Origin of the sequence: Yersinia aleksiciae, from assembly GCF_001047675.1 — a bacterium.
In the GTDB taxonomy this organism is placed as follows: Bacteria; Pseudomonadota; Gammaproteobacteria; order Enterobacterales; family Enterobacteriaceae; genus Yersinia; species Yersinia aleksiciae.
Window position 1 is genome coordinate 2,599,762 of sequence record NZ_CP011975.1, and the last position, 14,787, is coordinate 2,614,548.

Genomic DNA, 14,787 nt, shown 5'->3' on the forward strand with positions numbered 1-14,787 from the left:
AAAATCCAGTCCCCGCAAGGCTTTGCCCCGCTTTTCAGTCAATATAAGTCAACCTGATTCAATCTACATCAACTGACTGATGTGGGTACATTTGCGGGTACCTATCCACACCCAAGGGATTAAATCCCTATCCTCGTGATAACTGAAGTGGTTTACTGAATTTGGCCACCTGAACAGAGGTGATATGCTTACCTCAGAACAACACAGGTGCACCAATGAAAAGAAGAAATTTAAGTCCTGAATTCAAACGTGAATCCGCTCAGTTAGTTGTCGACCAAAATTACACCGTTTCTGACGCCGCTAAGGCTATGGATGTAGGTCTTTCCACGATGACTAAATGGGTAAAACAGCTGCGTGATGAACGGCAGGGCAAAACGCCAAAAACCTCTCCTATCACACCGGAACAAATCGAAATACGTGAGCTAAAGAAAAAACTACAACGTATTGAAATGGAAAATGAAATATTAAAAAAGGCTACTGTAGATTCAATTGGTCAACGCAACAGTCATGTGAAAACATGGGGTTGCGGAGGGTTTTTGAATGAGACGGACATTTACAGCAAAGGAAAAAGCATCTGTTTTTGAACTGTGGAAGAACGGAACAGGCTTCAGTGAAATAGCTAATATCCTGGGTTCGAAACCAGGAACAATCTTCACTATGTTAAGAGATACTGGCGGCATAAAACCCAATGAGCGCAAGCGGGCTGTAGCTCACCTGACGCTGTCTGAGCGCGAGGAAATACGAGCCGGTTTGTCAGCCAAAATGAGCATTCGTGCGATAGCTACTGCGCTGAATCGTAGTCCTTCGACGATCTCACGTGAAGTTCAGCGTAATCGAGGCAGGCGCTATTACAAAGCTGTTGATGCTAATAACCGGGCCAGCAGGATGGCGAAAAGACCAAAACCGTGCTTACTGGATCAGAATTTACCGTTGCGAGAGCTTGTTCTGGAAAAGCTGGAGATGAAGTGGTCTCCTGAGCAAATATCAGGATGGTTAAGGCGAACGAAGCCGCGTCAAAAAACACTGCGAATATCACCGGAGACAATTTATAAAACGCTGTACTTTCGTAGCCGTGAAGCGCTACACCACCTGAATGTAAAGCATCTGCGCCGGTCGCATAGCCTTCGTCATGGCAGACGCCATACCCGCAAAGGTGAAAGAGGTACGATCAACATAGTGAACGGAACGCCAATTCACGAACGCTCCCGGCATATCGATAACAGACGCTCTCTGGGGCACTGGGAAGGCGATTTAGTATCAGGCACAAAAAACTCGCATATAGCCACACTTGTAGACCGAAAATCACGTTATACGATCATCCTTAGACTCAGGGGCAAAGATTCTTTCTCAGTGAATCAGGCTCTTACCGACAAATTCCTGAGCTTGCCGCCTGAACTCCGGCAATCACTGACATGGGACAGAGGAATGGAGCTGGCCAGGCATCTGGAATTTACTGGCAGCACCGGAGTTAAAGTTTACTTCTGCGATCCTCAGAGTCCCTGGCAGCGGGGAACAAACGAGAACACTAATGGGCTAATTAGACAGTACTTTCCCAAAAAGACATGCCTTGCCCAATATACTCAACATGAGTTGGATCAGGTTGCAGCTCAGCTAAACAACAGACCAAGAAAGACACTGAAGTTCAAAACACCGAAAGAGATAATTGAAAGGGGTGTTGCGTTGACAGATTGAATCTACAACCGCGCTCTTGATGTCAGACTCCCTGAACAGTTCTCGTTAATCGGGAAACTCAGGGCGCGTTATCCAGTGGCCTCTCTCTGCCACGTGTTCGGGGTTCATCGTAGCAGCTACAAATACTGGCAAAACCGTCCTCAAAAACCAGACGGCAGACGGGCTGTATTACGAAGCCAGGTGCTTGAGCTGCACAACATCAGCCATGGTTCCGCTGGGGCAAGGAGCATAGCTACAATGGCAACCCAGAGAGGCTATCGGATGGGACGCTGGCTTGCTGGCAGACTGATGAAAGAGCTGGGGCTGGTCAGTTGCCAACAGCCGACTCATCGATATAAACGTGGCGGCCATGAACACATCGCTATCCCGAATCACCTTGAGCGGCAGTTCGCAGTGACAGAGCCAAATCAGGTGTGGTGCGGCGACGTGACATATATCTGGACAGGTAAGCGCTGGGCATACCTTGCAGTTGTTCTCGATCTGTTTGCGAGGAAACCTGTGGGTTGGGCAATGTCGTTCCCCCCGGATAGCAAACTGACGGTCAAAGCACTGGAAATGGCATGGGAAGCTCGCGGCAAGCCAGTCGAAGTGATGTTCCACAGCGATCAGGGTAGCCACTATACAAGCAGGCAGTTCCGGCAGTTACTGTGGCGTTACCGGATCAAACAGAGCATGAGCCGACGAGGAAACTTCTGGGATAACAGCCCGATGGAGCGGTTCTTCAGGAGTCTGAAGAATGAATGGGTACCCGTGACAGGTTACGTAAGCTTCAGCGATGCTGTCCATGAAATAACAGACTATATTGTTGGATATTACAGCGCGCTTAGGCCACACGAATATAACGGCGGGTTATCACCCAACGAATCGGAAAATCGATACTGGAAAAATGCTAAAGCTGTGGCCAGTTTTTGTCGACCACTTCATATCCCAGTTTCAGATATGAAGAAATTTTTCTGCTAGAGCTATAAGTTTTTTGCCTGAGATATAGCAATTAACCAATGCCATCGGTTCGAGATAATCGCACTGTATAGGCATATATTTGTGGTCTTGGAGCTCTCTTGTGATCGGAGCCATCAGATGTGCAGATTCTACGGTTCTTGTACTACCTGGAAATATGAACCAGTTGTATACCATGGCTGTTGGATAAATATCCTTCAGCGCTAATGCGTAAAAGAATTGCTTTATTAGGTCGGGCCATCCAGGAAGGTTTTCCAGATTTTCTGCACCGTAATATTTGGCATCAAGAATGGCAAATGTAGTTGTGTCTGGACTCCTAATAACTGTATCGGTACGGCCTCCTTTCTGGGTAGCCATTTGGTAATGACCATTGATTCTGTAACAAGGTTTGGCCAACTGGCGATTTATGTCAAATTTCGACTCCATGCAGGAATCAATCATATGCTCCCACATCGAATGAAATTTATTTATACCGATTACAAGATTGCGGTCAGAATTACCTGTCTCCCTTGAAAGATATGTCGTCAGATCAGTCATTAACTTCATATTCCTGTCAACATAAAGACCACCCAGTTCCCTTTCCAGTACCCCAATCTTAGCCTTGCGGCCTCCGGAAGGCTGTTTGATATCGGCAAGTTTTGATTGGATATTTGAATCTTTGTCAAAGAAGATCCATCCGATAAGGTGGTCTAGCTCGCGGATGATTTGCGCATGAATGCGGGTCACCTCATCATCGAAGTGTGTGGTCTTTTTCCGTCCGAGAGTGTCTAAGTAGACCTGTGAGCCAGCTGAAGGATAACTCTCTATCCTACCGATGGTTCGTTTCCAGTCTATTTTTCCCGTATTTTTTTTGATATCAGAAGTACACCTGACATAGATTCCATGCTCGACATAGTCAGCCAGAAGTGTAAATGCTAGTCCGAGGAATGATTCCCCCACAATTTGCTCAGATGCCCCGTCAGAAAAGGAAGGCCGATCTCTGTTAAGGGCATATTTGTGGATTGCGTGTATAAGAGATGCGCTGAGTTTTTGTTGTTCGCTGTACGCAACCTGTCTACTATTTCTTGGCAGGAATACGTCAGTTCTGTCTCCCTGCATGACCATGCCACAGAAATCCAGTTTACTCTGATCGTTGCGGATCAAGTTTTCCGAGTCTAACGCAGTACGAACATGCTCCGGAAGGCTGCTAACTGCACATCTGTCCTCATGAAGAATAATGTTCATTGCTTCTCGCCATCTGCAATCTGGGCTGTAGCTGCTGCTATTAAGGATTCTTCTATACTGGATTCGAAAACTGGTAATCCTGCCGAAAATGCAGCAACCAGTTGTCCGAAGGTACCTAGTACATATTCCCCACTCTCAGTTGCAAAGATACTATGGCGCTTACCGTGGCGAAGCACATCATCCCATAAGTACACGAAGAGCTTGTAACAGAGTGTATCGTATGCTGATTGGCTATCACATAGATCATTTACGGATAAGAAGCGATGACCAAGGAGACGATCTTCGGGAACACCTAGTGTCATTAGTCTTTCGTTGATTATTTTTGCAAAGTTTTTCCATTCGATTTCACAAGTTCTTCCTTGCACAGGAATAGTTAAAGTGCCTAGGGTCGCCTTTGTGTAGTCAATAGACATATATTTTATAGCCCAGCGACGCTTAAATGCTGTATCTAATGAATTTACTCCTTGGTCACTGCTGTTCATTGTTGCCAGAATGGTCAGATTTGCAGGGAGAGAAAGTTTTTCGATCTGTTCCGAAATATTTTCGTTAATATAATCTAGCATATCTGGGTCGATATCAATTTCATACATACTATCAGGATCAAGCAGTTGGAACAGATCACCAAATACCGCAGCTGCTGGGGCCCTGTTGATTTCCTCAATAATCAGGAACACACTCTGGTTTTTATTATTCTTTGCTTGAATATAAGCGTTCGTGAATGGTCCTGGCCGAAATTCGTAATGAATGCTTCTGATTTCACCGTCATTAACCATTCTTGGCCTCAAACTTCCTACGAAATCACTATATTGCATATCGGGATGGAATACGGTACGTACTTTCGTCGCTCCATTAGTCTCCTGTTCGATTGAGTAGCTTTTACCTGTTCCTGGCGCCCCGAGGTAAATTGTGTTCTTCTTTTTTCCCAGAACTGCAAGGTCCGAAGCCGATGCTTGTGTCCCTACTGGAGGTGTTGAAATAGTGAAGTCGGAAATTACTTGCTCAAGGAAATCAATTGCAGCTTGGATATTCTGATTGCTAAACGGCATCAGCTCGTCGAGATTTTGTGGTTCTTGCTTGGTAGCAATATGTACGATTCTCGAGATTACATTGAAAAAGAGCTTGGACTGTTCCCCTGCAACAACTTTTGCCCTAGGGTAACTAAGTACATTCCCTGCGAGTACTCGGATCATTTTTTCGAAATATTTCCATTCTGTACACTCGACTGGGCCTGAAGTTTCGATGCTATCAAATGTACGCTGATCATCAGTTTGAATGTTTTTAATGCGAGTAGGAACTTCCACTGAATAAATAATAAACTGCTTGGCTTTTTCATTATCACGGATGTCTTTCAATGATTGGAGAATGCATTGAAATGAGACGTCATGAACTTTGCCTGACGAATTTTCGATCTCAAAAAAAGAACCAGTGTTGAGGAAAATCACCTTGAAAACAGATATGCCATTCCATCTATCATTTTGAGTTTGTAGTTGCTGTATTTGTTCTCGTGACATAGTTTCCTCCGAGTGGCTGGTTTTCCATTCCATTCGCCATTAGGCGTATTGACTGATCAAGTGTACAGTGATATTCTTTTCGCCGGGAATGAAACCGGATAAGATCAACTTAAATGAATAATCAAAATAAAGCACAGTATATCAAAAATTTGAGGGAAAGATTAGGCCTTGGTCGTACAGAATTTGCTAATCTGCTTGGGCTAAGTTCAACAGGTGAGAGGACTGTTCGCGGTTGGGAGGAGGAGGAACATGTTCCCTCTGCCACAAAATGGCATGCGATTCTCGAGGTTGAGCAACAGATGGTTTCATACTTGGATAAAGCCCCTTTACGCCAGCAGCCTGCAAGTGAATCTGAATTTACATTTATTGATCTATTCGCTGGTATTGGTGGTATCCGTTTACCTTATCAACAGCAAGGTGGTCACTGTGTTTTTTCCTCCGAATGGGATAAATTTTCCCAGAAAACTTATCTAACTAATTTTGGTGAAATGCCACATGGTGATATCACTAAGATTAAAGCCTCTGATATTCCAGACCATGACGTCCTTCTTGGTGGATTCCCCTGCCAAGCATTTTCCCAAGCAGGTCTGAAAAGAGGCTTCAACGATACACGAGGAACTATGTTCTTCGAAATCCAGCGGATCTTAGCGGTCAAACGTCCTAAAGTATTCATGTTAGAGAACGTCAAACAACTCCAAGGGCATGACAAAGGGCGTACGCTGAAGACGATTTTGGACATCCTTAAGGGTGAGGGTTCCCATGACATTCCGAGTGATATCCCGATCAGTGAGGATACCCGTCAGGCGTTATCCGTGAAACTTAACTATTGGGTTGATTACAAAGTGCTCCGTGCCAGAGATTTCGGTGCTCCTCAGAACCGTGAACGCATCTTCATTGTCGGCTTTGACAAAGATTATTTCGATGAGGTGGATTTTGACAGCGTCTTTAATTGGCCAAAACCACCTATGCGGCCGACTAAAGTTGGTGACATTTTGGAGGACTTGAGCAAATTACCTGCATCAGAAGACAAATACACAATCTCCGACAAACTCTGGGCAGGTCACCAAAAGCGTAAACTTGAACATGAAAAAAAAGGCAATGGTTTTGGCTATTCGCTTTTCGGCGAAAATAGTGAATATACCAACACCATCAGTGCCCGTTATTACAAAGATGGTTCTGAAATTTTGATCGACCAATCTCATCAGGGAAAAAATCCGAGGAAACTAACCCCTCGCGAATGCGCACGCCTCCAAGGGTTTCCTGAGGAATATATCGTAGATGCCGTTTCCCATGGGCAGATCTACAAGCAGTTCGGAAACTCGGTCTGTATGAACGTCATACATGCGGTAGCGGAACAGTTAGTTAAGGCCATGAAAACTGCAGCAGAATTGACTGCTAAAAACAAAAGTTATAAGCAGACTGGAAGCTGATATCGGACGGGCTGGAAAAGTGACATGATAGACCCCATAGATCTCAGTGTGGTGAAGGGGGTATCTATAGGCTCGGGAGCACTCCACTCCAGTGAGACTCGGAATCGTCTAGGAAACTAGGATCTATTCAGCCACTACATATTGATCCACAGGCGAGTCAAAAGCCAGACGCCATATTATAGAGTAAATACACCGACCCTCACCAACCCCCAATAATCCCGCTCCCTTTTCTCCGTAGGAAGCGGAATTGACCTGAGTTAACTCACTCGCTGGGCAATATCTTTTGTGGCCTTTTGGGCTTTAGATAGCGGGAAGGCCAGATCTCTGCTGGATGAAGTTCCAATACCTCCGCGATCAATCTTTCGCCCTTTGGCCAATGGCGTAGCAGCGCATTTGCCAGTGTTGAAGAAGCCAGCCCAGCTTCTCTGGAAACAGCCGCCATTGATGTACCTCGTTTTTTTAAGCCCGCCACGATATCTGCCGGATGCCAGTCTTGCTTATCCATAACGTTTATTCCTCCCTATTATGTGTTCGATTGATTATCCGATGCTCTTAAAAATATCCCAAAACAGGATATTTTTAAGTTATGGCTTTTTGTGGGGGATTTGTAATTTGTATGGTTTCTAGGTCAGCAGCTGTTTCGTAAAAATGTTTTGCAGGTTTATGAGAATCGCTGTTGTATCACTGGGCTGGAGGAGCCGACGTTATTAGTGGCTAGCCATATCCGTCCTTGGAGCCATGGTGCCGAGCACCGCCTTAATCCCAGCAATGGGCTATGCCTTTCTAGTTTGCATGACCGAGCTTTTGATCAGGGATTAATAACCTTTAACCCACATCTTGAAATGGTGCTCTCCACACAAATCAAAAAGCTTAAAAGCAGTATTAGTGAGGACAGTTTTGCTAAATATGAAGGGCGGAAACTGCGGCTACCGGTTCAGTTTCTCCCTGATGAAGGGCAGATGGCTTATCACCGCCAGAATATTTTCTTAGAATAAAAAGCGCAGCTCTAGCTGCGCCCCGTCATCATCCATCCCACTATTTCAGCAAGAATGATTGGCCCTGTTTCAGCACCAAATCACAGGCTTTGGTTTTGATTTTTTCGGTGATTTGCTCGCTACCCAGATCGTTCAGGTTGAGGCTTTTGCCTTCACCGGTTTTCAGCAAGCCACCCAAACCCTCTTGGTAATCTTGGCTCTTGGCATTTTCGGTGCTGGTGATCCCCAACTTGCTCATCAACTGGTCTTTCACGGCGCTGGTGCCATTGGCCGACAGCACGTTGTTTTGGACGCAATATTGCAAGATACCCGCCGCATTGGTCATGGTGCTGGCACTTAGACCTTTATCGCTACCATTGAGTAAGCCGGTCAGTGACGACAGTGAAGATGAGCTATCGCCTGATTTACTGTACTGATCTGCGGCGCTTTTGACTGAATCCAATAAGCTGTTCGCGCTCGCCGCACCGCTCAGCAGTGTGGTGGAGCAAGCCAAGGCCAATACCCAGCGATGAGTGGTGTTCATAGAAACTCCTGTTTTACGGTGTGGATCACAGCAGATGAGGCGCGATACGGCCAGAAAGACTGCCAATTATTATCTCCAACGCTAAGAATACCGCACTGTATACATTTTGCTGATAGGCGTTGTCTGATAAGGGGGGGGTTTTTGTCTTAAGAGGCAAGTTTGTATGACATCCGAGCCGGTTCATTGTCATTGGCTTCATATTGAAACTATCCATAGTGCGGCATCGGGGCTACTATTCAGAAATGGGAAAATGGCGCAAAGCACCCCAATGGTTTATCACTTAAACTGCTTTCAATTGTACAAAAATATGGAATTAGCGTGTTGTTGTAGGGAAAACAGAACGGGCAGCGATAGGTATCAACTGCCCGTGTCGGCTAAGGCATCAGGCCGATAAAGACGGTTTTCTTACGTGGGCCGGTCATCAACCCCTCCAGTTGCTCGACACACGCGAGGTAATGGGGGGTCTTTTTATGGGCTGCGACCGCTGCCTCATCGGTATAGGCTTCATAGATGTAAAAGCGGGTCGGCAGGACCTCATCCCTCAACACATCAAAACGTAAATTGCCCGCTTCACGGATAGAACCGAGGTGATTGGCGCGGAAAACCTCAATAAATTGGTCAACTTTGTCATCTTTCACATTAATTTCGACGAGAGTCACGTGCATACTTTCCTCCTTGTCGCTGCTCAACCTTTTTCGTGTAGGAACAGCTGATAAGCCGCTGCTGCATTCTCATTTTGATGCACCACGGCATGAACCGCCTTCAGCATGGCAATCGGGGCTTCCGACTGGAAGATATTACGGCCCATATCCACGCCGGATGCGCCCTGATCAATAGCTTGATAGCACATCTCCAACGCCTCGCGTTCCGGCAGTTTTTTACCGCCCGCAATCACGATAGGCACCGGGCAACCGGCAGCAATGCGCTCAAAACCGCTGTCGACATAATAGGTTTTGATCACCTGCGCCCCCATTTCGGCGGCGATTCGCGTTGCCAGCGAGAAGTAGCGCTGATCGCGAACCATATCTTTGCCGACCCCCGTCACCGCCATGGTTGGCATGCCGTAGCGCATCCCCTGATCGACCAACTGAATGATATTTTTAATCGATTGATGCTCATGCTCGGTGCCGATATAAACCTGCGCTGCCACGGCACAGGCGTTGAGCCGCAAAGCATCTTCCATCGCCACGGCCACGGCCTCATTGGATAGATCCGTCAGGATTGAGTTGGCACCGGACGCACGTAGTACCACAGGGCGATTGGCGGCAGCAGGAACCACACTGCGCAAAATGCCACGGGTACACATTAAGACATCGGCGTACTCAAATAGGGGGGAGATATTGATATCAATGCGCTCCAGCCCGGTGGTTGGCCCCTGAAAATAGCCGTGGTCAAATGCCAGCATCACGGTGCGATTGGTTTTCGGATTGAAAATCCGCGCCAGACGAGATTGCATCCCCCAATCCAGTGAGCCGGAGCCTTTCAGCGTAAACGCAGGATTTTGCTGCGGTACGCCAATGCCGAAGTCTTTACCGTCTTTGATATCGTCTAAATCAGCCATCTGTAATCACTCCATTTACTATGGGTATTGGCCCGCCACAGGGACGGGCCGCTGAGATTAGAAATCGTATTTGTCGATGTTCTCTTTGGTGAAAATGACCCGCTGTGGCAGCAACACGATGCCGTTGCCTTTTGCTTCATGGTCATAGCCCTGCACACTGTTCGCGACCACTTCAACCACGCCAATGTTCGGAATATCCAGCTTATCGCCGACGTTCAAATCGCCTTTTTTCAGCATTTCATTGGCGACATACACCGAGATTTTGCCTTGGTTAACCACATCCCACAGACCAAACTCCTTCACTGTTCCGCGCTCAACATAGGGGCGCATCACATTTGGGGTGCTGAAGCCGACGATCGCCACATTGTCGCGTTTCAGGTTTTCTGCGGCTTGCGCAGCGGCGGGTAAGGCGTTGGCATCCGGTGCGATAATCGCGTCCAGATCGCCATAGGCTTTCAAGATGCCCTCGGCGGTTTGCAGCGATTTAGTGGCGTCGTTATAGCCGAACTGAGTGGTGACGATCTCCCAGCCGGGGTGCTCCTGTTGGATTTTTTTCTTCGCTTCATTGACCCACTGGTTTTGGTCGGTCACCGTCGGGCTAGAGTAGAAGAACGCCACCTTGGCTTTCTCTTTTTTCACCTGATTTGCCGCCATATCGACCAGCATCGAACCCAGTTGATTCGGGGTGCCTTGGTTGATATAAATCGAGCGGCACTCCGGTTTGGTGTCAGAGTCCCAGGTGAGGATTTTGACGCCCCGCTGCATGGCGCGTTTTAACGCCGGACACAGCCCATCTGGCGAGACGGCGGAAACCACAATGGCGTTATAGCCCTGATTGACGAAGTTATTGATCAACTGAACCTGACCGGAAACACTGGGCTCTGTCGGGCCATCGTAGGTCACATCCACGCCCAACTCTTTACCCGCATCGACGGCTCCTTTACCGCCACTGGTGAAGAAGCCCACCCCGACCAGTTTCGGGATAAATGCGATGCGCTCCACCGCGTGTGCGGCATTGATAGAGCCAAAAGTGATACAGGCAAATCCGAGGGCATAAACCAGTGCCAGCTTTTTTAATCTTGGTGTTTTCATTGCTCTCTCCGAATCGAGGTATCGAGGTGTTGGTCTTGCGCTATAAAAGAAAAACAGCGATTAACTCAGGGTATTTCTACTGCGACGGCGTTGTAGCCATTCTTGAATCAAATGTCGGTGCAGGCTGATGGAGCGCCCGACCACCACTAAAATCAGCAGCGCGCCGGATAGCGCACTGGATATTTGGTTTGGCGTGCCGATCATTTGCAGCCCCTGCTGCAAATATCCCACCAGCAAGACCGCCAGTGCCGTGCCGAGGATGGAACCGGAACCGCCGTAAATATTGGCCCCGCCCAGCACCACGGCGGTGATGGCGGGCATCAGGAATGATGCTCCCAAATCAGAGCGCGCCGAGCCAAAGTAAGAGACCAACAGGACGGCGGCAATGGCGGAGGCCATGCCCGTCAAGGCATAGAGGAGGCACAAGGTGCGGGCCACGGGTAGGGCGCTGTAGCGAGCGACGCGGCTATTTTGCCCAATCAGAAAAACATTACGGCCACTGTGAGTGCGGTGCATCAACAGCCAGAACAGCAGCACGCACACCATAAAGATCACCAGTGGGATAGGCAGGCCGAACAGGGTTTGGTTGGCGAAATCGGTAAAGGCGGTTGGGAAGCCGCCAATGCCTTCGTAGCCAGTGGCACCCGAGATGCCCGATAGCAATAGGGCGCTGCCGCCGAACAGATACATGGTGCCAAGGGTGATGACCAGCGGATTGACGCCGGTATAGAGAATCAATCCAGCATTAATCAAGCCGCACAGTGCGCCGACGATCAGCGTCAGTGGGATTGCCACGCTCATTGGCACACCGGCCTGAAACATCACACCAAGGAATATGGCGCACAGTCCGATAGTGGAGCCGAATGAGATATCGATGCCGCCACTGACGATCACCATGGTCAGCGGCAGGGCGACGATCCCGATGCAGATAAAATCACTGGTGCTGAACAGCAGCACATTGATATCCAACATGCGCGAATTTGATAAGCCAAACAGCAGGATCTCCAGCACCAATAGTGCAGCCAGAGCCAGTTCCCATCCATAACGCTTACAGTGACTCATCGTGCCACCTCTTTTTTAGTGAATGACTTGCCATTCGGCGCTTTGCTATCAGTTGCCTTTGACGGGGTGGGGGTGGTTTTTTTATCACTCGCTGCCGGACGAGCATTAAAGCGGGCATATTTCTGCTGGCGGATATTGCGTTCGATGGCGCAGCGCAGGCGTCCATCGAACACCAGCACTCCCAGCAGCACCAAACCGGCAATAAAATCATTCCACCATGCGGGTAGGCGCAGCAGCACCAGCACGCTATCGATTTGGGTCAACAGATAAGCCCCGAGAATGGCACCGATGATGGTCCCAGTGCCGCCGAGCAAGCTGATGCCGCCAAGAACGCAGGCCGCAATGGCTTTCATCTCCAGTCCACTGCCGGTCTGATTGGGAATAAAACCAATTTGTGAGGCAAAAACGATCCCCGCCAGTGCCGCCATCACGCCATTCATTGAGAAGGCAAAAATGCGAATACTGTCGGTGCGGATACCCAGTTGGCGCGCGCCTTGCAGGTTATCGCCGGTGGCGTAGAAGCTGCGACCAAAGGCGGTTTTACCCAGCAATCCCGCCATGGCGAGGATCAGCAACATAATCAGCCAGCCAATGGGCGAGATAGAAAACAGAATTGGCGTGGATAAACTTTTCAGATCCGCCGGTAATCCTTCGATCCATTTGCCGCCGGTTAGTAACAGCATCAGGCCGCGATATAACCCCAATGTCCCCAGTGTGGCGACAATCGCTGGAATACGTAGCCAAGTCACCAAAATACCGTTAAAGCAGCCCGCCACCATGCCGACCAGCAGGGCGAACAAGCAGGAGAGCGCCAGCCCGAAACCGGCATTGAGTGCCATGCCGACGGTCACCGCGCAGAGGCCAGTAATGGAGCCGACAGAGACATCAATATTGCGGGTCAGCATCACCAGGGTTGCACCGATCGCTAGCAGGATCAGGATCTGCGCGCTGCTGAAGATCATGGTGAAGGTTTGCACGCTGAAGTAATTGCTGTCGATCACACCGAGTAGGGCAAACAGGGTAAGGATCGCCAGCAGCGCGGTGCCTTCACGGTTATTTTGAATAAATTTCAACATGATGCGCCCTCATTTTGGGTCGATGGAGGGGCAGTGGAATGAGTTTCACCAAAGGCCAAATGCATAATGGTATCGACATTCATTGCCTGACCATGCAACTCACCACTGACTTCCCCCTGATGCATCACCAAAACGCGATCCACCATCTGCACGACCTCTTCCAGGTCAGAAGAGATAAAAATGATCGCCACATGCTGCGCCGCAATGCTGCGGATCAATTGATAGATATCACTGCGGGCGGCGACATCCACGCCACGGGTTGGCTCATCAATAATCAGTAGCAATGGGTTGGCTTCCAGACATTTGGCAATCAGCAGCTTTTGCTGGTTACCGCCGGACAGAGTGCGCACTGGCTGCTCCAGATGACTGAATTTAATGTTCAATGCGCGGCGATAGCGCTCCAGAATTGCCGCCTCCTGTGCTGGATGAGTCCACATCCCCTGACTGCCTTGGGTCAGTGAACAGACATTCCAACTGAGCGGGGCATCCAGATAGAGGCCAGAGGCTTGCCGATCTTCCGGCAGATAGACCAAACCTGCCGCTAAGCGGTTGACGGTTTTCATCGCGGTGATATCGATATCTTCCAGCCGGACACTGCCGCCGCTGGCGGGGCGCAAGCCATACAGGGTTTCGGCCAGCTCAGTTCTGCCTGCACCAACCACCCCCGCCAGCCCAAGAATTTCACCGGCATGCACCTCAAAAGAGAGATGGGCAAAACCTTCACCGCTCAGGTCGGTCACTTGAATCACTGGCTGCTGAGATTGCGCGCGGGCTTGAGAGCGGCGGTTACCGGGCAGCTCCAGCCAGAGTTTCTGGGTATCGGATAATTCGCTGTTTTTGGCTTGCGGCGTAATGGCCTGAATAATGGTGTCGGTCGAGAAGTCGGCGGTTGCGCCGCTCAGGGCAATACCGCCATCGCGCATCACACTGACCCAATCCGCCAACTGGCGAATTTCCGGCAGTTTGTGGGAGATAAACACCACCCCGACGCCCTGCTGCAATAACATTTTGATTTGGCTAAATAAACGGTGGGTTTCCGCTGGTGTTAGCGAGGCGGTGGGTTCATCAAGAATTAAAATTCGCGAGTCACGCATCAAACCGCGCATGATCTCAACTAACTGCTGATCGGCCACATCCAGCGAACCGGCGCTGACCGACAGATCCAAATGGCAGCCCAAATCGTTGAGCAACTGCACCATCTTCTTTTTGTCGGCTTGATGCTTAGGCAAGCGGAATAGAATGTTCTCCTGCACCGACAGATTGGCAAACAGCATGGGTTCTTGCGGTACCAGATAAATACCCAATTGATGGGCTTTGGCGGGGGTGAGATTCAGGCAGGGCTGCCCATTGATCTCAATACTGCCGTTATCAGTTGGAAGTACCCCAGCGATGATCTTCATCAACGTCGATTTACCCGCCCCATTGCCCCCCAGCAGGGCGTGGACCTGACCCGGTTGCAGGGTAAAGTCGATACTTTTCAATACCACAACACCGGAGAACTGCTTGCTGATGCCACGGACTTGGAGTAGTGGTGGTGGGGCGACGGTATGCGGCATCAGTAACTCCCAGTGTGAACAAAAATAATTTAAATTTAAAAGTGTTCAAAAAAGATAGCTGCATATTCCCATTTATGGCGTAATCAAGATCACATTTCTGTGAATAAA

The 14,787-nt window shown here is 49.0% G+C and carries 12 protein-coding genes and 4 pseudogenes; 6 read left to right on the forward strand and 10 right to left on the reverse strand.

Going from position 1 to position 14,787, the window contains the following annotated elements:
* Nucleotides 1-215: 215 nt before the first annotated feature.
* The 3 genes and pseudogenes from ACZ76_RS18845 to ACZ76_RS11785 form a co-directional block, all read left to right on the forward strand.
* Nucleotides 216-473, forward strand: a pseudogene (locus ACZ76_RS18845) (transposase); the annotation flags it as partial.
* A gap of 67 nt (nucleotides 474-540) precedes the next feature.
* On the forward strand, nucleotides 541-1,692 hold the full coding sequence (locus ACZ76_RS11780) for an IS30 family transposase (RefSeq protein WP_048617478.1): 1,152 nt from the start codon (nucleotides 541-543) through the stop codon (nucleotides 1,690-1,692).
* Between the two features lie 9 nt (nucleotides 1,693-1,701).
* Nucleotides 1,702-2,652: pseudogene (locus ACZ76_RS11785) on the forward strand (IS3 family transposase); the annotation flags it as partial.
* On the opposite strand, the gene ACZ76_RS11790 reads toward ACZ76_RS11785, so the two are convergent.
* Nucleotides 2,626-3,873: an LlaJI family restriction endonuclease gene (locus ACZ76_RS11790; RefSeq protein WP_048619098.1), complete on the reverse strand. Its 1,248-nt coding sequence runs from the start codon at nucleotides 3,871-3,873 to the stop codon at nucleotides 2,626-2,628. The pseudogene ACZ76_RS11785 and the gene ACZ76_RS11790 overlap by 27 nt on opposite strands.
* Nucleotides 3,870-5,384: an McrB family protein gene (locus ACZ76_RS17965; RefSeq protein WP_053082176.1), complete on the reverse strand. Its 1,515-nt coding sequence runs from the start codon at nucleotides 5,382-5,384 to the stop codon at nucleotides 3,870-3,872. The genes ACZ76_RS11790 and ACZ76_RS17965 overlap by 4 nt, the downstream gene beginning before the upstream one ends.
* Before the next feature lie 113 nt (nucleotides 5,385-5,497).
* Here ACZ76_RS17965 and dcm point away from each other — a divergent pair, with 113 nt between their 5' ends.
* Nucleotides 5,498-6,814: a DNA (cytosine-5-)-methyltransferase gene (dcm, locus tag ACZ76_RS11800; RefSeq protein WP_048619099.1), complete on the forward strand. Its 1,317-nt coding sequence runs from the start codon at nucleotides 5,498-5,500 to the stop codon at nucleotides 6,812-6,814.
* Between the two features lie 262 nt (nucleotides 6,815-7,076).
* On the opposite strand, the gene ACZ76_RS11805 is transcribed toward dcm, so the two are convergent.
* Nucleotides 7,077-7,319 carry a helix-turn-helix domain-containing protein gene (locus ACZ76_RS11805; RefSeq protein WP_048619100.1) on the reverse strand — a complete coding sequence of 81 codons (243 nt, stop codon included), beginning with the start codon at nucleotides 7,317-7,319 and terminating at the stop codon, nucleotides 7,077-7,079.
* Nucleotides 7,320-7,437: 118 nt separating this feature from the next.
* Between ACZ76_RS11805 and ACZ76_RS11810 the strand changes: the two are divergent.
* A pseudogene (locus ACZ76_RS11810) lies at nucleotides 7,438-7,809 on the forward strand (HNH endonuclease); the annotation flags it as partial.
* Between the two features lie 40 nt (nucleotides 7,810-7,849).
* Here the strand turns inward: ACZ76_RS11810 and ACZ76_RS11815 are convergent.
* Complete coding sequence (locus ACZ76_RS11815) at nucleotides 7,850-8,332, reverse strand: YjjA family protein (RefSeq protein ID WP_048619101.1); 483 nt, start codon at nucleotides 8,330-8,332, stop codon at nucleotides 7,850-7,852.
* 228 nt (nucleotides 8,333-8,560) lie between these two features.
* Between ACZ76_RS11815 and ACZ76_RS18450 the strand changes: the two are divergent.
* A pseudogene (locus tag ACZ76_RS18450) lies at nucleotides 8,561-8,662 on the forward strand (helix-turn-helix domain-containing protein); the annotation flags it as partial.
* Between the two features lie 44 nt (nucleotides 8,663-8,706).
* On the opposite strand, the gene lsrG reads toward ACZ76_RS18450, so the two are convergent.
* Genes lsrG through lsrA form a run of 6 tightly spaced genes read right to left on the reverse strand, consistent with a single transcriptional unit; the run spans nucleotide 8,707 to nucleotide 14,679 of the window.
* Entirely contained in the window at nucleotides 8,707-8,997 is a 291-nt protein-coding gene (lsrG, locus tag ACZ76_RS11820) for a (4S)-4-hydroxy-5-phosphonooxypentane-2,3-dione isomerase (RefSeq protein ID WP_048619102.1), read from the reverse strand.
* A gap of 20 nt (nucleotides 8,998-9,017) precedes the next feature.
* On the reverse strand, nucleotides 9,018-9,893 hold the full coding sequence (gene lsrF / locus ACZ76_RS11825) for a 3-hydroxy-5-phosphonooxypentane-2,4-dione thiolase (protein ID WP_048619103.1): 876 nt from the start codon (nucleotides 9,891-9,893) through the stop codon (nucleotides 9,018-9,020).
* A 57-nt stretch (nucleotides 9,894-9,950) separates the two neighbouring features.
* The gene (lsrB, locus tag ACZ76_RS11830; protein ID WP_048619104.1) at nucleotides 9,951-10,985 is read right to left on the reverse strand and encodes an autoinducer 2 ABC transporter substrate-binding protein LsrB; all 1,035 of its coding nucleotides are present in this window, start codon (nucleotides 10,983-10,985) and stop codon (nucleotides 9,951-9,953) included.
* Between the two features lie 60 nt (nucleotides 10,986-11,045).
* Nucleotides 11,046-12,047, reverse strand: a complete 1,002-nt coding sequence (gene lsrD, locus ACZ76_RS11835) for an autoinducer 2 ABC transporter permease LsrD (RefSeq protein WP_048619105.1) — start codon at nucleotides 12,045-12,047, stop codon at nucleotides 11,046-11,048.
* Entirely contained in the window at nucleotides 12,044-13,123 is a 1,080-nt protein-coding gene (lsrC, locus tag ACZ76_RS11840) for an autoinducer 2 ABC transporter permease LsrC (RefSeq protein ID WP_048619106.1), read from the reverse strand. The genes lsrD and lsrC overlap by 4 nt, the downstream gene beginning before the upstream one ends.
* Complete coding sequence (gene lsrA / locus ACZ76_RS11845) at nucleotides 13,117-14,679, reverse strand: autoinducer 2 ABC transporter ATP-binding protein LsrA (protein WP_048619107.1); 1,563 nt, start codon at nucleotides 14,677-14,679, stop codon at nucleotides 13,117-13,119. The genes lsrC and lsrA overlap by 7 nt, the downstream gene beginning before the upstream one ends.
* Nucleotides 14,680-14,787: the final 108 nt, after the last annotated feature.

Excerpts from the sequence above, each read along its gene's own strand:
- ACZ76_RS11780 (WP_048617478.1), top strand. The coding sequence starts at position 541 with ATGAGACGGACATTTACAGCAAAGGAAAAAGCATCTGTTTTTGAACTG.
- ACZ76_RS11790 (WP_048619098.1), bottom strand. The coding sequence starts at position 3,873 with ATGAACATTATTCTTCATGAGGACAGATGTGCAGTTAGCAGCCTTCCG.
- ACZ76_RS17965 (WP_053082176.1), bottom strand. The coding sequence starts at position 5,384 with ATGTCACGAGAACAAATACAGCAACTACAAACTCAAAATGATAGATGG.
- dcm (WP_048619099.1), top strand. The coding sequence starts at position 5,498 with ATGAATAATCAAAATAAAGCACAGTATATCAAAAATTTGAGGGAAAGA.
- ACZ76_RS11805 (WP_048619100.1), bottom strand. The coding sequence starts at position 7,319 with ATGGATAAGCAAGACTGGCATCCGGCAGATATCGTGGCGGGCTTAAAA.
- ACZ76_RS11815 (WP_048619101.1), bottom strand. The coding sequence starts at position 8,332 with ATGAACACCACTCATCGCTGGGTATTGGCCTTGGCTTGCTCCACCACA.
- lsrG (WP_048619102.1), bottom strand. The coding sequence starts at position 8,997 with ATGCACGTGACTCTCGTCGAAATTAATGTGAAAGATGACAAAGTTGAC.
- lsrF (WP_048619103.1), bottom strand. The coding sequence starts at position 9,893 with ATGGCTGATTTAGACGATATCAAAGACGGTAAAGACTTCGGCATTGGC.
- lsrB (WP_048619104.1), bottom strand. The coding sequence starts at position 10,985 with ATGAAAACACCAAGATTAAAAAAGCTGGCACTGGTTTATGCCCTCGGA.
- lsrD (WP_048619105.1), bottom strand. The coding sequence starts at position 12,047 with ATGAGTCACTGTAAGCGTTATGGATGGGAACTGGCTCTGGCTGCACTA.
- lsrC (WP_048619106.1), bottom strand. The coding sequence starts at position 13,123 with ATGTTGAAATTTATTCAAAATAACCGTGAAGGCACCGCGCTGCTGGCG.
- lsrA (WP_048619107.1), bottom strand. The coding sequence starts at position 14,679 with ATGCCGCATACCGTCGCCCCACCACCACTACTCCAAGTCCGTGGCATC.